This is a genomic window from Nonomuraea corallina, assembly GCF_027620315.1.
Classification (GTDB): domain Bacteria; phylum Actinomycetota; class Actinomycetes; order Streptosporangiales; family Streptosporangiaceae; genus Nonomuraea; species Nonomuraea corallina.
Window position 1 is genome coordinate 1 of record NZ_JAPNNL010000147.1, and the last position, 18398, is coordinate 18398.

The following is an 18398-nucleotide window of genomic DNA, read 5'->3' on the forward strand; positions in this document are numbered from 1 at the left end:
CGCGGGGGGGGGGCGCGTTCCAGCGCGCCGCCGTCTCGTCGACCAGCTCGCCCAGCGGGACGTACGGCTCGCGCACCAGATCGGCGACGGCCGTCCAGCTCTCGTCGGGCTCGATGACCAGGCCGGGCTCCACCCCCAGCACGCCACCGCGTGCGGCGGCGGCGCGTTCGAGCACCTCGGTCAGCACGCCGGAACCCCCTAGTTAGGCTTACCTAAGGTAGCAGGGCGTCCCGCGAACCAGCCACTGACGAGCTGCGCGCCCACCACGCCCAGCCCGGCCATCAGCGGCACCGACCAGCCGCCGGACACCTGAGCCAGATACCCGAACAGCAGCGGCCCGAGCGCCGCGATCACGTACCCGACCGACTGCGCCACCGCGGACAGGGCCGTCACGGACTCCGGGTCGGCGGGCCGCAGCGCGATGATCAGCAACGCCAGCGCGAACGACGCCCCCTGCCCGATGCCCAGCACGATCATCCACAGCCACGGCACGGTCGTCGGCGCCACCAGCACCGCCAGGTAGCCGGCGGCCGTCAGCACCCCCGCCGCCATCACGTACGGGACCTGCGACGCCCGCCGCCCGGCCAGCACCGGCACCCCCAGCGTGGCGGCCACCTGGACCAGGGTCGTCAGCCCGAGCAGGTAACCGGCCTGGTCGGCGGGCAGGCCGGCGTCCAGGAAGATCTTCGGCAGCCAGGCCAGCATGATGTAGAAGGTCGCGGACTGCAGCCCCATCCAGGCCGTGACCTGCCAGGTCAGCGGGCTGCGCAGGATGGCCCGGATGGGCCGCGGGCCCTGCCGCGGCGCCGCCTGCCTGCCGAACGCCTGCGGCAGCCAGAGCAGGGCGGCCGCCACGGCCGGCACCGCCATCAGCGCCGACACGCCGCGCCAGTCCTGGCCGGTGGCCCGCTCCAGGGGGATGACCAGGGCCGAGGCGCCCGCCGCGCCGCCGACGATGGCCGAGGAGTAGACGCCGGTGAGCAGGTTCACCCGGCCGGGGAAGTGCTGCTTGACGATCGCCGGCATGATCACGTTCATCACCGCGATGGCCGTCGCCGCGACGGCCGAGCCGACGTACAGGACCGGGGCGCCGTCCAGGACGCGCAGCAGCACGCCGAGCGCGAGCACCAGCAGGCCGGCCAGCAGCGTGCGGTCCAGGCCGATGCGGCGGGCGAGCAGCGGCGCGAGCGGCCCGAACACGCCCAGGCAGACCACCATGACCGTGGCGATGGCGCCGCCGGCGGCCGGGGTGAGCCCGAGGTCGGTCATGATCTCGTCGAGGAGCGGCGAGATCCCCGCGATGGCGGGCCGGAGGTTCAGCGCGGCCAGCACGAAACCGGCGACGAGCAGCGCGGACCTGAACGACATGGGGCTCCTCCCTTCGCACAGTGGTTGACAACGTTGTCCGGCACTGCGCGGTGAGAAAGGATCCTAGACGTGAGACCGACGATGAAGGACGTCGCCTCGGCCGCGGGCGTCGCGCTCAAGACCGTGTCCCGCGTGGTCAACGGCGAGCCCGGCGTCCGCCCGGCGACCGCCGACCGGGTGCGCGCGGCCATCGACCGGCTCGGCTACAGCCGCAACGAGAGCGCACGCGTGCTGCGCCGGGGCCGGACCTCCACCGTCGGGCTGGTGATCGAGGACGTGGCCGACCCGTTCTACGCCGGGCTGGGCCGGGCCGTGGAGTCCGTGGCCGCGGCCCACGACTGCCTGTTGCTGAGCGCGTCGTCCAGCGAGGACCCGGCGCGGGAGCGTGAGCTGGTGCGGGCGTTCTGTGCCCGGCGGGTGGACGGGCTGATCGTGGTGCCCGCCGGCGCCGACCACTCCTACCTGCGGCCCGAGCTGGACGCGGGCACCCCGGCCGTGTTCGTGGACCGCCCGCCGGGGCCCGGCCTCGACGTCGACACCGTGCTCGCCGACAACGCCGGCGGCGCCGCCCTGGCCACCCGTCACCTCCTGGCGCACGGGCACCGCAGGATCGCGTTCCTCGGCGACCAGCCCACGATCTTCACGGCCGCGCGGCGGCTGCACGGCTACCGGGCCGCGCTCGGCCGGCTGTACGACGAGCGGCTGGTGTCCATGCGAGCGCCCACTCTCGACTCCGTACGGGAGGCGCTCGACCGGATGCTGGCCCTGGACCGGCCGCCGACGGCACTGTTCACCGGCAACGGGCGGCTCACGGTGACCGCGCTGCGCGTGCTGGCGGGGCGGCCGGCGGCGCTGGTGGGGTTCGACGACTTCGAGCTGGCGGACCTGCTGCGACCGGCCGTGACGGTGGTCGCTCAGGACCCGGCGCGGATGGGGCGGGTGGCGGCCGAGCTGCTCTTCCGCCGGCTGTCGGGCGACGACGGGCCGGCCGAGCATCCGGTCCTGCCTGTGGCGCTCGTGCTTCGCGGCTCGGGCGAGCTGCCGCCGTAGGCCCGGTTCACGGGGTCCGGGCGGCGGGGTGGGCCGCGGTGGTCGCGGCCGGGGCGGGCGGCTCGGGGCGGAGGGGCCGGAAGAGCGCGAGGGCGGCGAGGACGCCGCCGACGCCCGCCACGACGATCCCGAGGCGGGGCGTGAGCAGCTCACCGGCGACGCCGACGAGGGCCGCGCCCACCGCCTGGCCGGTCATGAGGCCCGTCGACAGCAGACCGAACGCCTGGCCGCGCACCTCCTCGGGCACCGCGTCCACGAACCGGCGCTGCAGCCCCAGCTGGTAGGCGAGGCAGCCGGCCGAGACGGCGGCGAGCACGGCGGACCACACGATGCCGGGCGTGGCCAGGAACGCCAGCCACGGCACGCCCATCAGCAGGGCCAGCGGCAGCGAGAGCCGTTCCCGCAGCGCCGGCGCGGCGAACCGCCCGACGGCGAACTCCCCCACCGCCATCCCGGCGGCGGCCGCGGCCAGCACCACCCCGGCCTTCCCCTGACCGCCCAGGTACGGCACGATCATCGCCTCGGCCCCGGCCAGGCAGAGCGGCGGCGTCCAGGACGCCAGCAGCAGCCCGCGCACCCGCCGATCGGCGAGCAGTGTCCTGTTCACCCGCAGCGTGGTCCGCACGGCGCCCCGGCCGGGGGCGGACCCTTGGCGGGGCCGGCGGCCGGGCAGGCCGAAGCGGAGGAACAGGGCGCCGAGCGCGGACAGCGCGGCGGTGACCGCGAGCGCGCCCTGCGGGCCGGCGGCGGCCAGGAAGGCGCCGCCCACCGCCAGTCCGGCGATCTGGGCGCCGGCCGAGGTCATGCCCAGCAGCGACCGGCCCAGGACGAACGCGTCCCCGGGCAGCACGTCCGGGAGCATGGCGCTGCGCGCCGCGCCGAACAGCGGCGCGAACACGCCGGTGGCCAGCACCAGCGCGATCATCGCCCACACCGGCAGCCCGGCGTACGCCAGCAGCAGGCACACCACGACCCTGACCAGCTCGCCCGCCACCATGAGTCCCCGCGCCGGGAGCCGGTCGGCCAGTGACAGCAGGAACATGCCGCCGGCGATGTGCGGCAGCCAGCCCGCCATGTACGCGGCCGCGGCCAGGCCGGGCGAGCCGCTCTCCGCGTACACCAGCACCGACAGCGCCAGCATCTTGATCGAGTCGCCGGAGACCAGCAGCGCGAAGCTGCCGAACAGCACCTGGAACTCGCGGACGGCGAACACCTCGCCGTAGGTGGCTCCGCGTTCGGTGGACGCCACACCAACTCCTCGGGAATAGGGGGTGGCGGCCCCGGAGGGAGGGCGGGGCCGCCGGGCCTGCTCTCCTGATGGTGGCCGGGTCCCCCGCACCCGGCGAAGCTTTCGGATATAACCGAAAAGTGGTGGTAAGAATCGTCGTCACCCCTCAGGATGTGGCCGCCAGCCGGTTCGCGATCTCGCCGCTGATCGAGACCATGCACGCGCAGTGGCTGCTCGACGGCCGCGGGCCTGGCGGCGTGCACCGGCGCTGGGTCGACCGGTGGCGCGCGACCTACCGGGAGCTGGAGCGCCGTCATCCGGCGCTGGCGGCCGTGGCCGTCGTCTCCGGCAACCGGGGCGACGCCAACGTGGACTTCGTCGCGCCGCCGCCCACCGGCGTGCGCGTGCCGTTCGAGGCGGAGCTGTCCGCCATGCGGCGGACGCCGATCGCGCAGGCGCACGCCGAGATCGCCGCGGTGCTGGCCCGCCGGCCGCCCGCGCCGGCCGCGCACAGGGAGCTGCTGCTGGGCCCGGACGTGGTACGGCTGATCGCGGACGCGTACGAGGCCCTCTGGACCGAGATCGTGTCCAGGACGTGGCCGCACTTCCACGCGATCCTGGAGCGGGACGTGGTGCAGCGGGCCGGGCGGCTGGCGGCGTACGGGTGGGCGGCGGCGCTCGACGACCTGAGCGACCAGGTGCGCTGGCACGACGACGGCCATCTCGAGATCGCGATCGGGGCCGAGGAGGAGCGGCACCGGCTGGGCGGTCAGGGGCTGCTGTTCCTGCCGTCGGCGTTCATCGGCAACCTGGGGGCCTACCTCGCGGAGGCGTGGCCGTACGCGCTGATCTATCCGGCGCGCGGGACCGCGGTGGGCCCGCCCGCGCCGGGCTCCGGGCTGGCGCGGCTGATCGGGCGCACCCGTGCCCGCGTCCTGGAGGAGCTGGCCGTGCCGGCGACGACCACTCAGCTGGCCGCGCTGTTCGGGCTGAGCGTGGGCAGCGCGGGCGGCCATCTGGCGGCGCTGCGCGCGGCGGGCCTGATCAGCGGCACCCGCACCGGCCGCAGCGTCCTGTACGCGCGGACCCCGCTCGGCGACGCCCTGTGCGCGGGGTCGATCCTCTGACGAGCCGCGCCGCGCTCCCGGACAGGCCCCCGGATCGCTAGCCTTTCCTCGGGATGGCGCGAAGGTATAGTCGAGCGCATCCGTTCAGCACACTTGTTCACAGACCCAGGGAGCGCGCGCATGAACGCCGACGCCGCACAGGAGGCCCGCTTCCCTCAGGAGCTGATGTACGCCGCGGCGTCGCAGTACTACCTCCAGGACGCCACCCAGGCTGACATCGCCAAGCGGCTCGGCGTCAGCAGGGCGACTGTGAGCCGGCTGCTGACCGAGGCGCGCAGGCAGGGGATCGTCGAGATCAAGGTGCACCGCCCCGAGCGGCTGGCCGGCGGCCATCTGGCGAGCCAGGTCGCCGACGTGCTCAACCTGGACCGGGTCCACCTGGTGCCCAAGGTCAGCGGCCCGGCGCTGGGCCCGTGGCTGGCCCCCGGCCTGGCCAAGGCGCTGGCGGCGGTGGGGCTGGAGTCGGGTGACGTGGTCCTGGTGTCGTCCGGCAGCACCGTGTACGAGTGCGCCCGCGAAGGGCTCGGCCGCTTCCCCGGCGTGCGGATCGCCCCGGCGGTCGGCGGTCAGCAGGACCCGCAGCCCTGGTTCCAGACCAACGAGACCACCCGGCTGTTCGCCGAGCAGGTCGGCGGCGTGCCTCACTACCTGTACGCTCCCGCGCTGCCGGGCCCCGAGCTGTTCTACTCGCTGCAGCACGAGCCGTCGGTGCGCCGGGTGATGGACCTCTGGGCCCACGCCAGGTGCGCGGTCGTGGGCGTCGGCTCGCCGCCGCTGATGCGCCAGGTGGTGCCCGCGTTCGTGCCGCGCGAGGAGCCCAGCCTGCGCCGGGCCGTGGGCGACGTGTGCTCGCGCTTCTTCGACCGCGACGGCGACCCGGTCGGCTATCCGGGCAGCGAGCGCCTGGTCGCGGCCGGCCTGGAGGAACTGCGGCGGATCCCGCACTCGATCGCCGTCGCGGTGGGCGCGGAGAAGGTCGTCTCGATCATCGCCGGGGCCAGGGGCGGCTATTTCAACCGGCTCGTCACCGACGCCCTGACCGCCGAGAGCATCCTGGCCGCCGCGCGCTGAGCCCGTGCACACCTGTTCCCCCGAAAGGGCCAAGTCGGACGACCTAGTGAACACTGGTGCTGGACAAATGTTCTGCCCGCACGCTACCGTGTGGCGCACCATGGGACGTCGCCCGTTGTGAGGCACGTCCCGGGTCGCAACCGGGGGACGCGACCACCCGAGGACGCGAGGCGTCCGGCTGGATGAGCGAGTGAGGTAAGTACCCGTGAACAGAATCAAGATGCGGACGTCCGCCTTCGCCGCAGTGGCGGTCCTCGCGACCTCGGCGCTGGCCGCGTGCGGCTCCGGCTCCACCGGCGACGGCGAGGCCACCGGTGGCGGCGCGGGTGGCGCGGAGAACGGCAAGGTCGCCTTCCTCATGCCCGACCTGGCCTCCACCCGGTACGAGCAGCAGGACAAGCCGCTGTTCGAGGCCAAGATGAAGGAGCTGTGTCCCAGTTGCTCCGTCATCTACCAGAACGCCGACTCCGATGCCGCCAAACAGCAGCAGCAGGCGAACTCGGCGCTGGCCCAGGGTGTCAAGGCCATCGTGCTCGACCCCGTCGACTCCACCGCCGCGGCCGGCATCGTCCGGGCCGCGCAGTCGCAGCAGGTGCCGATCATCGCCTACGACCGGCCGATCCCGTCCACGCCCGCCGACTACTACATCTCCTTCGACAACGAGAAGATCGGCTCGATGATCGCCGCGTCGCTGGTCGAGCACCTCAAGGCGGAGCAGGCCGAGGGCGGCATCCTCCAGGTCAACGGCTCCCCGACGGACGCCGCGGCCGGCCTGATCAAGAAGGGCATCCACAGCGCCGTCGACCCCAGCGGCTTCAAGCTGCTGGCCGAGTACGACACCCCCGAGTGGAGTCCGGAGAAGGCGCAGACCTGGGTCAGCGGCCAGATCACCCAGTTCGGCGACGACATCGTCGGCGTGGTCGCGGCCAACGACGGCACCGCCAGCGGCGCCATCGCCGCCTTCAAGGCCGCGGGCAAGGACGTGCCGCCGGTCACCGGCAACGACGCCGAGATCGCCGCCGCCCAGCGCGTCATCAAGGGCGACCAGTACAACACGATCTCCAAGCCGATCAAGATCGTCGCCGAGGCCGCCGCCGTCGTCGCCCACCAGTTCATGCAGGGCCAGAAGCCCGAAGGCAAGACCACCCTGTACGACACACCTTCCGAGCTGTTCGTCCCCACGGTCGTGACCAGGGAGAACGTCAAGGAGGTGCTGTTCGACAGCGGCATCATGAAGGCGGCCGAGGTGTGCACCGGCGAGTACGCCGAGGGCTGCGCCGAGCTCGACATCAAGTAGGGGGTCCCCGTGTCGCCCACTCAGCAACCGGACACCGTCCTGTCCCTGCGCGGCGTCAGCAAGAACTTCGGGGCGGTGGCCGCGCTCACCGGCATCGACCTCGACGTGGCGGCACACCAGGTCGTCGCGGTGGTCGGGGACAACGGCGCGGGCAAGTCCACGCTGGTCAAGATCCTCTCGGGGGTCCATCCGCCGGACTCCGGGACGATCACGTTCGCCGGCCGGGTGGTCGACATCCCCAACCCGGCGGCCGCGCACAAGCTCGGCATCGCCACCGTCTTCCAGGACCTGGCCCTCTGCGAGAACCTCAACGTGATCCAGAACCTGTTCCTGGGTCAGGAGATCCGCCCGCTGCGGCTGAACGACGTGGCGATGGAGACCCGCTCCTGGGAGCTGCTCCGGCAGCTCTCGGCCAAGATCCCGAGCGTCCGGGTCCCGGTGGCGGCGCTGTCCGGGGGCCAGCGCCAGACCGTGGCGATCGCCCGGTCGCTGCTCGGCGACCCGAAGATCATCATCCTGGACGAGCCCACGGCCGCGCTGGGCGTCGCCCAGACGGCCGAGGTGCTCAACCTCGTCGAGCGGCTCCGCGAGAACGGGCTCGGGGTGATCATGATCAGCCACAACATGGCCGACGTGAAGGCCGTGGCCGACAAGGTCGCGGTGCTGCGGCTGGGCCGCAACAACGGCGTCTTCGACGTCGGCGACGTCTCCGCCGAGGACATCATCGCCGCGATCACCGGGGCCACCGACAACGCGGTGTCCCGGCGGGCGAGCCGGCACCAGGAAGGGCTCCCGTCATGAGCACAGTGGCCACCGACCGCCAGGACGAGCGGCTCCAGCAGCGTGAGGGCCTGCGCGGCGCGCTCACCGACGTGGTCGAGCGGGCGCGCGGCGGCGACCTCGGCGTGATCCCCGTCGTGGTCGGGCTGATCGTCATCTGGAGCGTGCTGCAGATCCTCAACCCGATCTTCCTGTCCAGCCAGAACCTGGTGAACCTGACGATGGAGTCGGCCGCCGTCGGCATCATCGCGCTGGGCATCGTGTGCGTGCTGCTGGTCGGCCAGATCGACCTGTCCGTCGGCTCGGTCAGCGGCCTGTCGGGCGCCGTGCTGGCGGTGCTCTTCGTGGACCAGGGGCTGCCGGTCTGGCTGGCGATCAGCGCCGCGGTCATCATGGGCGCCGCCATCGGCTGGGTCTACGCCCAGCTGTTCAACCGGTTCGGCGTGCCCAGCTTCGTCATCACCCTCGCGGGCCTGCTCGGCTTCCTGGGCCTGCAGCTGTACGTGCTCGGCACCAAGGGCGCGATCAACCTGCCCTTCGACTCGGGGCTGGTGAACTTCGCCCAGCTCGCCTTCCTGCCCGGCTGGCTGGCGTACACGCTCGCCGTGGTCGCCGCCGTCTGGCTCTTCGCGAGCGGCTACCTGCACGCCCGCGAGCGGCGCGCGGCCGGGCTGTCGTCGAAGAGCACCTCGGCGCTGGTGATGCGGAGCGCCGCGCTGCTGGTGGCGCTGCTGTTCGTGGTCTGGTACCTGGGCCAGACGCGCGGCGTCGGCTGGATGTTCGTGTTCTTCGTGGCGCTGGTGCTGATCATGCACTACCTGCTCTCGCGCACCCAGTGGGGCCGGTCCGTGTACGCGGTCGGCGGCAACGTCGAGGCGGCCAGGCGCGCGGGCATCAACGTCAAGCAGGTCTACACCTCGGTGTTCGTGCTCTGCTCCTCGCTCGCGGCGGTCGGCGGCATCCTGGCCGCGGCCCGGCTGGCGGCGGCCAACCAGAGCAGCGGCGGCGGCGACGTCAACCTCAACGCCATCGCCGCCGCGGTGATCGGCGGCACGAGCCTGTTCGGCGGGCGCGGCACCGCCTTCGGCGCGCTGCTCGGCATCATCGTCATCCAGTCGATCTCCAGCGGCCTGACGCTGCTGAACCTCGACTCCTCCATCCGGTTCATGGTCACCGGGGCCGTCCTGCTCCTGGCGGTGGTCGTCGACTCCGTCTCGCGCCGGTCGAGGACCTCACACGGCAGGGCATGATGGCCGCCATCAGCGTCGACGCCGGCACCACGGTGATCAAGGCGGTCGGCTACGACGGCGACGGCGCCGAGACCGCCGTGTCCAGGCGGCCCACGATCGTCTCCAGGCCCGCGCCCGGCCATGCCGAGCAGGACATGGCCGCGGTCTGGGACGCCGTCGCCGCCACCGTCCGTGAGGTGGCCGCGGCCCTCGGCGAGCCGGTCGACTTCGTGGCCGTGACCGCGCAGGGCGACGGCTGCTGGCTCGTCGACGCCGCCGGCGAACCGACCGGCCCGGCCATCCTGTGGAACGACGGCCGGGCCGCCGCGATCGTGGACGGCTGGATCCGGTCCGGGCAGGCCGAACGGGCGTTCCGGATCAGCGGGTCGTCGGCCGCCACCGGGCTGCCGCACGCGATCCTGTCCTGGCTCACGCGGCACGACCCCGACCGGCTGGACCGCTCCACCGCCAACCTCACCTGCGGCGGCTGGATCTTCGCGAAGCTGACCGGAGAGATCGCCGCCGACGAGTCGGACGCCTCCGCCCCGTTCATGGACCTGCGCGCCCGCCGCTACGCCCCCGAGCTGGTGGAACTGTTCGGGCTGGAAAGCGCCGGACGGCTGCTGCCCGAGATCCGCGACGACGCCCGGCGCGCGGCCGGGCTGTCGAAGCCCGCGGCCGACCTGCTCGGGCTGGCCGAGGGCACGCCCGTGGTGATGGCACCGTACGACATCGTCACGACCGCGCTCGGCGCGGGCGCGGTGAGCCCGGGACAGGCGTGCGGCATCCTCGGCACCACCCTCTGCGTGGAGACCCTGGTCGAGCGGCCGGACCTCGACGGCGACCCGATCGGCATCACCATCGCGGCGCCGGGCGGCTACCTGCGCGCCTTCCCCACGTTCACCGGCACCGAAGTGATCCAGTGGGCCTGCCGGCTGCTCGGGCTCGACCGGCCGGGCGAGCTGAGCGAACTGGCCGCCCGGAGCGAGCCGGGGGCGCGCGGCCTGGCGTTCCTGCCGTACCTCTCCCCCGCCGGTGAACGGCTGCCGTTCTCCGACCCGCTGGCCCGGGGCTCCTTCCTCGGCCTGTCCGTCGAACACGGCCGCGAGCAGGTCGCCCGCGCCGTGCTCGAAGGGCTCACGCTCGTCGTCCAGGACTGCCTCGCCGCGACCCGCGCGGCCCCGCGCGAGCTGCGGGTCTGCGGCGGCGGCTCGGCCAGCGCCCTGTGGCTGCGGCTCATCGCCGCCGTCACCGGACTGCCGGTGCTGCGCCCGGTCGACGCCGAGGTCGGCGCCAGGGGCGCGTTCCTCGTCGGCCTCGCCGCCACCGGCGCCGCCACCGTCCAGGACGCCGCCGCCCGGCACGTGCGGCTCGGCGACGCCGTCGAGCCCGAGCCCGGCCCGTACGCGGACGCGTACCGGACCTTCCTGACCCTGCGCGAGCAGGCGGCCCGCTCCTGGCCGCTGCTCGCCGAGACGCGGAGCCGGACATGAGCGCGTGGATCGGGATCGACCTCGGCACGCAGAGCGTGCGCGCGATGGCCGTGGACGCGGACGGGCGGGTGCTCGGCGCGGCCGTCCGCCCGCTGACCAGCCACCGCGACGGCGTCCGGCACGAGCAGGACCCCGAGGAGTGGTGGGCGGCGCTGTCCGCCGCCAGCCGGGAGGCGCTGCGCGAGGTGCCCCCCGTACGGATCGAGGGCGTCGCCGTCGACGCCACGTCCGGCACCGTCCTGCTCACCACGCCGGACGGGACGCCGCTGACGCCCGCCCTCATGTACGACGACCGGCGCGCGGCCGGGCTGGTGGACCGGGTGAACGCGGTGGGCGCGCCGGTCTGGGAACGGCTGGGGTACCGGCGGATGCAGGCCAACTGGGCGCTGCCCAAGCTGCTGTGGCTGCTCGCGGACGCCCCGGCGGGCGCACGGGCGGGCGCGCGGGCGGCCCACCAGAGCGACTTCGTCAACCGGCGGCTGTGCGGGCGCGAGGTGGCGACCGACCTGAGCAACGCGCTCAAGACCGGGGTCGACCTGCTCGACGAACGCTGGCCGTCCGACGTGCTGTCCGCTCTCGGGGTGCCCGCCTCGGCGCTGCCCGAGGTGGTACGGCCCGGCACCAGGATCGGCACGGTGTGCGCGGAGGCGGCGAGGGCCACCGGCATCCCGGAGGGCGCCCCCGTGATCGCGGGGACCACCGACGGATGCGCCGCCCAGCTCGGCGCCGGCGCCCTCACCCCGGGAAGCTGGAACTCGGTGCTGGGCACCACGCTCGTCCTCAAGGGCGTCACCCGTGAGCTGGTCCACGACCCGCTCGGCGTCGTCTACTCGCACCGGGCGCCGGACGGCTCCTGGCTGCCGGGCGGCGCGTCCAGCACCGGCGCGGGCGTCCTCTCCCGCGACCTGCCCGGACGCGACCTCGACGCCCTGGCCGCCCAAGCCACCGCCCGCTACAGCTCGCCGGGTTCCGATCGTCCGTACGACGGCGGGGCCGGCGGGCGTTCTGATGGCGCGTACATCGGCGGGGCGTCGGAGGCGGCGGCGCTGCCGATCGTCTACCCGCTGGTGTCGCGGGGTGAGCGGTTCCCCTTCGCGGCGCCGGACGCGGAGGGGTTCACCCTCGGGGAGCCCGCCGACGACGTGGAACGGTACGCCGCCATCCTGCGCGGTGCCGCGTTCGTCGAGCGGCTCTGCTTCGACTACCTCGACCTGCTCGGCGCCCCGGTCGACGGCGAGATCATCCTCACCGGCGGCGCGACCAGGAGCGGATACGGGAACCAGCTCCGCGCCGACGTACTGGGCCGTCCGGTGACACTCCGGGAGAACGCCGAACCGGCGCTCGGCATGGCCGTCCTCGCAGCCGGAGCCACCACCGCCCCCGGCACGGCGACAACTCACGGAACACCCGGAACGGCCGGGGTGGCCGCGCGGATGGTCCGTACCCACGAGGTCGTCGAGCCGTCCGGCGCGGACCTGCGCGAGCCGTACCTGCGCTTCGTCACCGCTCTGGAAGAACGCGGCTGGCTCCCCGAGCCCGCCGCCGCCCACGCCCGCGAAAGGAGCGCGCGATGACCGATCGCCTCACGACTCTGGTGCTGGTGCGGCATGGTGAGACCGTCTGGCACGCCGAGAACCGCTACGCCGGGGTCAGCGACATCGAGCTGACCGGACGCGGGCACGACCAGGCGGCCGAACTCGCCGCGTGGGCCGCCGGCGCGGGGCTGACGGCGGTGTGGTCGTCCACGCTGAGCCGGGCCAGGATCACCGCCGCCGGCGCCGCCGCGGCGGCCGGGCTGACCCCGCGGGCGGACGAGCGGCTGCGGGAGCTGGACTTCGGTCAGGGCGAGGGGCTGACCGCGCGGGAGATGCGCGAGCGGTTCCCCGAGGCCCGTGCCGCCTTCGAGGCCGACCCCGGCGCCCACCCGCTGCCGGGCGGCGAGGACCCGGCCGCGGCCGCGGACCGGTTCACGGCCGCGCTGTTCGACGTCGCCGCCGCCTCCCCCGGCGGCCGGGTGCTCGTGGTCGCCCACACCACCGCCATCAGGCTCGCCCTGTGCCGGCTGGTCGGCGTGCCGCTCGGTGAGTACCGGCGGCTGTTCCCCCGCCTGGACAACTGCGCGCTCACCGAGCTGCGCCCGTACGGCGACCTCGCCCATCCTCGGGCCGCGATCCTGCGGTACAACACCCCGATTGGAGCCGTTCGTTGACCATCCGAGTGCTTGCCGCCGGCGACCACTTCGTCCGCAACGACCTGCTGGCCGCGGCGCTGCGCCGCGAGGTGCCCGGCGACCTGGAGATCAGCGAGCTGACGCTGCCGTGGCCGGTCGTCCCGTTCGGGCCGGTGGGCGAGGTCGACGAGGCTTCGGACGTGGAGGAGGAGCTGATCGCCGCGCTGCGTGGGGTGGAGGTGTGCGTGACGCAGATGGCCCCGCTCACCCGGCGCGTCCTGGACGCCTGCCCTGACCTGCGGCTGTTCTGCGTCAGCCGGGGCGGCCCGGTCAACGCCAACCTGGAGGCCGCCACGGAGGCGGGCGTCGCCGTCACCTTCGCGCCCGGCCGCAACGCGGTGGCCACCGCCGAGCACACGCTGGCGCTGCTGCTGGCCGCCACCCGCCGGGTCCCGCAGACGCACGCGGACCTCGCGGGCGGCGTGTGGCGCGGCGACTACTACTCCTTCGACTCGGTCGGCCCCGAGCTGGAGGGCAGCACAGTCGGCCTGGTCGGCTACGGGGCGATCGGCAGCCGGGTGGCCAGGATGGTGGCGGGCTTCGGGGCCGAGGTGCTCGTGTACGACCCGTACGTGGACGTGCCGGGGCGGGTGGAGCTGGACGAGCTGCTGCGCCGGTCCCGGTTCGTGTCCCTGCACGCGCGGGCCACGCCCGAGACCACCGGCATGATCGGCGCCGAGCAGCTCGCGCTGATGCCGCGCGGCTCGGTGCTGGTCAACTGCGCGCGCGGCGCGCTGCTCGACTACGACGCGCTCTGCGACGCGCTGGAGACGGGGCACCTGTTCGGCGCCGCCGTGGACGTCTTCCCGGAGGAGCCGATCCCGGCAGGCTCGCGGCTGCTGGCCGCCCCGAACCTGGTGATGACCCCGCACCTGGCCGGGGCCAGCAAGGAGACGGCCATGAAGGCCGCCTCGATCGTGGCCGGCGACGTGGCCAGGTACGTCCGCGGCGAGCGGCCGGCGCACTGCGCCAACCCCGAGGTCAACCTTTCAGCGCGCCGGCCATGAGGCCGCGCATGAAGAACCGGCCCAGCAGGACGTAGCTGAACATCGCCGTCGACCCATCTCGCCGCGCACCCGTCAAGGACGACCGCATAACGGGTCGGCATAACGCCTCGTCGTCGCAGGTGGCACCGGCGTGGCGGGCCGGCGCCGGTCACGTGAGAGAACATCGCATGCGGATTGGCCGGTGCCGCAGGGAACACTTCCCGTTATGGCCGACGAGCCCCTCGAACTGGGCGAGATCTCCCTCTCCGACTGGCACGCGCACGCTGACACGATGACCGAGGTGGGGTTCCTCACGATCGCCCGCCGGCTCCCCTCCCTCATCCGCCAGGCCATGGGCATGGCCTGGCGGGCCAGCCCCCGCGACACCCTCGCCACCGTCTCACTCAACCTGCTCGGTGGTGTCCTGACGGCCTTCGGGCTGCTGGCGACCACGGGCGTGCTCAACGCCCTGTTCAGCGAGGGGCCGACGCCGGAGCGGGTGCGGGCGGCGCTGCCCAGCCTGATCCTGGTCGCCACCGCCGCCGCGCTGCGCGCCGCGGTCACGGCGGGTGCCGGCTGGGCGCAGGCTCGCCTCGAACCCCAGGTCACCCGGCTGACCGAGCAGCGGCTCTACGAGCTGACCAGCCGCGTCGAGCTCTCCTCCTACGACGACCCGGACTTCCACGACGCCCTCCAGCGGGCCAGGCTCCGCGGCGTGTCCACGGTCGACTGGGTGGTGGCCTCCGCCATCGACGTGGTGACCGCCGCAGTGGGCATCGCCGCCGTGGGCGGCGTGCTCGGCGTGCTCCACCCGGTGCTGCTGCCGCTGCTGCTGCTGGCCGTGGTGCCCGACGCGTGGGCGGCGGTACGCAGCGCGAGGATGCGCTACACGACGATGTTCGCGCTGATCCCGGTCATCCGCCGTAAGTGGATCATGGCCCAGCTACTGGCCGAACGCGGCTCGGCCGCCGAGGTCCGCTCGTTCACCATGCGCGGCTTCCTGCTGCGCGTCTACGACACCGCCGCCAAGGCCGAGCAGGACGTCATGCTGCGGCTGGCCAGGCGGCAGACCGTCGCCAGGCTGGTCGGCGAGGCCCTCGGCGGGCTCGGCACCGGCCTGGTCTACGTCGCCCTGGGCTTCCTGCTGGCCGCCGGCGCCATCCCGCTCGCCGTCGCCGGCACCGCCGTGCTCGCCATCCGCTCGGGCTCCCAGTCGCTGGGCAACCTCATGTACGCCACCAACCGGCTCTACGAGGAGGGCCTCTACTTCACCGACTTCGTGGAGTTCTGCGCCGGCGCCGAGCCGCGCCTGCCCGCCACGGACCGCGCCCCCGCACCCGAGCGCTTCGAGCGGATCAGCGCCCAGGACGTGACCTTCACCTACCCAGGCTCCGACGGGCCCGCGCTGCGCGGCGTCAGCGTGGAGATCAAGAGGGGCGAGGTCATCGCCCTGGTCGGCGAGAACGGCTCCGGCAAGACCACCCTCGCCAAGATCCTCTCAGGGCTGTACGAGCCCGACGGCGGCAGCGTCCGGTGGGACGACGTCGACCTGCGCCAGGTCAGCCCCGAGGACCTGCGCCTGCGCACCGCCGTCATCGCCCAGGACCACACCCGCTGGCCGCTCACCGCCCGCTACAACGTCACCATGGGCACCAGCAGGGGCGAGGCCGCCCTGCACGCGGCGGTGACCGTCGCCGGGGCCGACGAGGTGATCGCCCAGTTGCCCCACGGCTACAGCACCCTCCTCGACCGTCGTTTCAAGAACGGCCAGGAGCTGTCGGGCGGCCAGTGGCAGCGCATCGCGATCGCCCGCGGCTTCCACCGCGAGGCCCAGCTGCTCATCTGCGACGAGCCGACGGCCGCCCTGGACGCGCGGGCCGAGCACGCGCTCTTCGAGCGCATCCGGCACCACTCCGACGGCCGCACGGTCCTGCTCATCACGCACCGCCTGGCCAGCGTCCGCCACGCGGACCGCATCTATGTCCTCCAGCACGGAAAGGTGACCGAACAGGGCGACCACGACAGCCTCATCGCGTTGAACGGCCTCTACGCCGAGCTCTACACCCTTCAGGCCTCCGCCTACCGCTGACCGCGGGACTGCCCCTGACCTCCGCCTACGGCTGACCTTCGCCGGTCGACGTGCCGAACAGCTCGTCGAGCGCCCGGACGGTGGCCGCGCGGGTGAGCCAGGTTTCGAGCTGGCCGAGGTCCGTGCAGGAGACCACGCGCGCCCGGACCTCGTCGGGCACGTCGAACCCCCGGGCGCCCAGCACGAGCAGCACCGACTTGGCGCTCTCCTCGGCCTTCCCCTCGGCCTTCCCCTCGGCCTTCCCTTCGGCTATGCCCTCTTGGAGGCCGCGGCCGTAGTGTTCACGGGCCCATGGCGTGTAGACCGGCCAGTCGGTGGACGTCATGATCTCCTCCATCAGGCGGCGAATCTCGGGTGCGGCCATGCTGTATGCGTATTCAGTGTACTTCGTAGCGTGACGATCGTCCGGAATGCTGGACATCCCTTGGGCGAAGGCCTCGACCACCTTGCGATCACGACCGTGAACCATGACCGACAGGGCCGCCAGCCCCGGATCGGCGGTGACCTCGTCAGGATCGGTGATAAAGGGGACACTGTCGGGCCCCAGCACGCGGGCCTCGAAGCGGTATCCGTCCAGACTGGTGCGGACCGGCTCCCCGTAGAAGGCGGCGGTCGTGCGATCAGGGCAGATGAGCAGGACCGTGACGCCGCAGCGCAGTTGCAGCCAGAGGGCGGCGGCGTAGCGGGCGAGTTGCTGCGGGTCCTTGGACTGATCCTGCTGGACCTCCACGATGACGGCATGCGCCGTCTCCTGCGGAGGCCCCAGAGTGAAGATCAGATCCGAGGCGATGTCCTCGGAGTTACGGGTGTTGAAGGTCGTGCTCTCCCGCCGGATCAGCGGAGTGTCGGGCAGGTCGACCTCCAGGAGGTCCCGCAGGATCTTCATCACCAACTGGGGGCGGTCGGCGAACAGCTTGACGAGCGTGTCATGTCGGGGGGACGGCATGACACGCATTGTCACACAGTCGCTACCTTGCGTGAGGGCATTCGCGTGATCGAAGGCAAGGACCTTCCAGGAGAACGAAGGCTCAGAGGACGCTGCGATAGTAGGAGATCTTGTTCCTGATGTAGCGCCTGCGTTCCATGAGGTTCTCGATCTGGCCCTCGACGAGGCGGTCGTGCTCTTCCAGGAGCTTGATGCGGTCGGGGATGGTGTGGTCGCCGGCGCGGGTCAGCTCCGCGAACCGGAGCATCTGGGCGATCGGCATGCCGGTGTCGCGCAGGCAGCGGAGCATACCGAGCCAGCCGACGTCCTGCTCGCTGAAGCGGCGCTGGCCGGCGGCGTTGCGCTCGACGCGTTCGAGCAGGCCGATCTTCTCGTAGTAGCGCAACGTGTCCAGGGTGAAGCCGGTCTCCTCGACGACTTCTGCGGGGGTATAGACGCTCACGGGCATGAGCATCTCACCTGGAGCGGACTCCAGGTCAAGCTCCAGGTCGAAGCGTCCGGAATATGCTGAAAAATCCGGTTAAAGTCGGCGGTTGACATGGAGTGCACTCCAGATTCCATTGTCGTAGCCATGAACATCGCACTCGGCACCATCCCGTTCGGCACGACCGTCAGCGAGAAGGACACCTTCGCCATCCTCGACCGTTTCGTCGAGGCCGGCGGCCGGATGCTCGACACCGCCGACAACTATCCGTTCTGGGTGCCCGGCCGCACCGGCGACGAGAGCGAGCTGGCCATCGGTTCCTGGCTGGCCGCCCGGGGCAACCGGGACCAGGTGTTCCTGAGCACCAAGGTGGGCGCGCGGCCGACCGTGCCCGGCGACACCACGCTCGACTCGGCCGAGGGCCTGTCCGCCGCGGCGATCCGTACCGCCGTCGAAGGCAGCCTGCGCAGGCTGGGCACCGACCGGGTGGACCTGTACTGGGCGCACATCGAGGACCGGTCGGTGCCGCTGGAGGAGACGCTGGGCGCCTTCGACGAGCTGGTCCGCGCGGGGAAGACGGCGGCGATCGGAGCGAGCAACCTGCCGTCCTGGCGGCTGGAGCGGGCCAGGAACGTCTCGGCCGCGCACGGCTGGACGCCCTACACCCATCTGCAGCTCCGCCACACCTACCTGCGCCCGCGCCCGCACACCGAGCTGGCCGAGGCGGGGCACACGCTCACCACGGACGAGCACCTGGATTACCTGAAGGACACCGGGGTGACGCTGTGGGCGTACAACACGCTGATGTTCGGCGCCTACACGCGCGAGGACCGGCCGATCCAGGACATCTACCACCACTCCGGTACGACCCACCGCCTGCAGATCCTGCACGAGACGGCGCGGGAGCTGGGCGCGACCCCGAACCAGGTGGTGCTGGCCTGGCTGCTGGCGGACGGTCACGTGCCGATCGTCGGCGTCAGCACCCTGGACCAGCTGGAGGAGGCCATCGGCGCGACGGAGCTCAAGCTGGACGACGAGCTGAAGTCCCGTCTCGACGCCGCCGGCTGATCCGCGGGGGCG

At 72.9% G+C, this 18398-nt stretch carries 17 protein-coding genes; 12 read left to right on the forward strand and 5 right to left on the reverse strand.

Annotated elements, in window-relative coordinates; translation table 11 throughout:
• Positions 1–187 (reverse strand): hypothetical protein (locus OUY22_RS28020; RefSeq protein WP_270158176.1); only part of this gene is annotated, 187 nt, incomplete at its 3' end.
• A gap of 11 nt (positions 188–198) precedes the next feature.
• Positions 199–1368 (reverse strand): CynX/NimT family MFS transporter, encoded by a 1170-nt coding sequence (locus OUY22_RS28025; protein ID WP_270158177.1) that lies wholly within the window; start codon positions 1366–1368, stop codon positions 199–201.
• Positions 1369–1437: 69 nt separating this feature from the next.
• Here OUY22_RS28025 and OUY22_RS28030 point away from each other — a divergent pair, with 69 nt between their 5' ends.
• The gene (locus OUY22_RS28030) at positions 1438–2418 is read left to right on the forward strand and encodes a LacI family DNA-binding transcriptional regulator (RefSeq protein WP_408638214.1); all 981 of its coding nucleotides are present in this window, start codon (positions 1438–1440) and stop codon (positions 2416–2418) included.
• A gap of 7 nt (positions 2419–2425) precedes the next feature.
• Here OUY22_RS28030 and OUY22_RS28035 read toward each other — a convergent pair whose 3' ends face one another.
• Positions 2426–3667, reverse strand: coding sequence for an MFS transporter (locus OUY22_RS28035; protein ID WP_270158178.1), 1242 nt, complete (start codon positions 3665–3667; stop codon positions 2426–2428).
• Positions 3668–3786: 119 nt separating this feature from the next.
• On the opposite strand from OUY22_RS28035, the gene OUY22_RS28040 reads away from it, so the two are divergent.
• From OUY22_RS28040 to OUY22_RS28085, 10 genes are all read left to right on the forward strand, one after another.
• Positions 3787–4773, forward strand: coding sequence for an ArsR/SmtB family transcription factor (locus OUY22_RS28040; RefSeq protein WP_270158179.1), 987 nt, complete (start codon positions 3787–3789; stop codon positions 4771–4773).
• 120 nt (positions 4774–4893) lie between these two features.
• Positions 4894–5844: a sugar-binding transcriptional regulator gene (locus OUY22_RS28045; RefSeq protein WP_270158180.1), complete on the forward strand. Its 951-nt coding sequence runs from the start codon at positions 4894–4896 to the stop codon at positions 5842–5844.
• 205 nt (positions 5845–6049) lie between these two features.
• On the forward strand, positions 6050–7141 hold the full coding sequence (locus OUY22_RS28050) for an ABC transporter substrate-binding protein (RefSeq protein WP_270158181.1): 1092 nt from the start codon (positions 6050–6052) through the stop codon (positions 7139–7141).
• Positions 7142–7150: 9 nt separating this feature from the next.
• Positions 7151–7942: an ATP-binding cassette domain-containing protein gene (locus tag OUY22_RS28055; RefSeq protein WP_270158182.1), complete on the forward strand. Its 792-nt coding sequence runs from the start codon at positions 7151–7153 to the stop codon at positions 7940–7942.
• A complete protein-coding gene (locus tag OUY22_RS28060) occupies positions 7939–9171 on the forward strand; it encodes a sugar ABC transporter permease (protein ID WP_270158183.1) in 1233 nt (410 codons plus the stop codon). The genes OUY22_RS28055 and OUY22_RS28060 overlap by 4 nt, the downstream gene beginning before the upstream one ends.
• Entirely contained in the window at positions 9168–10643 is a 1476-nt protein-coding gene (locus OUY22_RS28065; RefSeq protein WP_270158184.1) for an FGGY-family carbohydrate kinase, read from the forward strand. The genes OUY22_RS28060 and OUY22_RS28065 overlap by 4 nt, the downstream gene beginning before the upstream one ends.
• Entirely contained in the window at positions 10640–12217 is a 1578-nt protein-coding gene (locus tag OUY22_RS28070) for an FGGY-family carbohydrate kinase (protein WP_270158185.1), read from the forward strand. Before OUY22_RS28065 ends, OUY22_RS28070 begins: the two co-directional genes overlap by 4 nt.
• On the forward strand, positions 12214–12852 hold the full coding sequence (locus tag OUY22_RS28075) for a histidine phosphatase family protein (protein WP_270158186.1): 639 nt from the start codon (positions 12214–12216) through the stop codon (positions 12850–12852). The genes OUY22_RS28070 and OUY22_RS28075 overlap by 4 nt, the downstream gene beginning before the upstream one ends.
• Positions 12849–13880 (forward strand): 2-hydroxyacid dehydrogenase, encoded by a 1032-nt coding sequence (locus OUY22_RS28080; protein ID WP_270158187.1) that lies wholly within the window; start codon positions 12849–12851, stop codon positions 13878–13880. The genes OUY22_RS28075 and OUY22_RS28080 overlap by 4 nt, the downstream gene beginning before the upstream one ends.
• A 205-nt stretch (positions 13881–14085) precedes the next feature.
• Complete coding sequence (locus tag OUY22_RS28085) at positions 14086–15948, forward strand: ABC transporter ATP-binding protein (protein WP_270158188.1); 1863 nt, start codon at positions 14086–14088, stop codon at positions 15946–15948.
• A 25-nt stretch (positions 15949–15973) separates the two neighbouring features.
• Here OUY22_RS28085 and OUY22_RS28090 read toward each other — a convergent pair whose 3' ends face one another.
• Complete coding sequence (locus tag OUY22_RS28090; RefSeq protein WP_270158189.1) at positions 15974–16894, reverse strand: RpnC/YadD family protein; 921 nt, start codon at positions 16892–16894, stop codon at positions 15974–15976.
• Positions 16895–16976: 82 nt separating this feature from the next.
• Positions 16977–17342, reverse strand: coding sequence for a MerR family transcriptional regulator (locus tag OUY22_RS28095; protein ID WP_270158192.1), 366 nt, complete (start codon positions 17340–17342; stop codon positions 16977–16979).
• Positions 17343–17465: 123 nt separating this feature from the next.
• Here OUY22_RS28095 and OUY22_RS28100 point away from each other — a divergent pair, with 123 nt between their 5' ends.
• A complete protein-coding gene (locus tag OUY22_RS28100) occupies positions 17466–18386 on the forward strand; it encodes an aldo/keto reductase (protein WP_270158190.1) in 921 nt (306 codons plus the stop codon).
• Positions 18387–18398 lie beyond the last annotated feature (12 nt).

Bases quoted from the DNA above. Each gene is read 5' to 3' on its own strand.
- OUY22_RS28085 (WP_270158188.1), top strand. From the start codon at position 14,086: ATGGCCGACGAGCCCCTCGAACTGGGCGAGATCTCCCTCTCCGACTGG.
- OUY22_RS28090 (WP_270158189.1), bottom strand. From the start codon at position 16,894: ATGCCGTCCCCCCGACATGACACGCTCGTCAAGCTGTTCGCCGACCGC.
- OUY22_RS28065 (WP_270158184.1), top strand. From the start codon at position 9,168: ATGATGGCCGCCATCAGCGTCGACGCCGGCACCACGGTGATCAAGGCG.
- OUY22_RS28100 (WP_270158190.1), top strand. From the start codon at position 17,466: ATGAACATCGCACTCGGCACCATCCCGTTCGGCACGACCGTCAGCGAG.
- OUY22_RS28060 (WP_270158183.1), top strand. From the start codon at position 7,939: ATGAGCACAGTGGCCACCGACCGCCAGGACGAGCGGCTCCAGCAGCGT.
- OUY22_RS28045 (WP_270158180.1), top strand. From the start codon at position 4,894: ATGAACGCCGACGCCGCACAGGAGGCCCGCTTCCCTCAGGAGCTGATG.
- OUY22_RS28095 (WP_270158192.1), bottom strand. From the start codon at position 17,342: ATGCCCGTGAGCGTCTATACCCCCGCAGAAGTCGTCGAGGAGACCGGC.
- OUY22_RS28075 (WP_270158186.1), top strand. From the start codon at position 12,214: ATGACCGATCGCCTCACGACTCTGGTGCTGGTGCGGCATGGTGAGACC.
- OUY22_RS28025 (WP_270158177.1), bottom strand. From the start codon at position 1,368: ATGTCGTTCAGGTCCGCGCTGCTCGTCGCCGGTTTCGTGCTGGCCGCG.
- OUY22_RS28070 (WP_270158185.1), top strand. From the start codon at position 10,640: ATGAGCGCGTGGATCGGGATCGACCTCGGCACGCAGAGCGTGCGCGCG.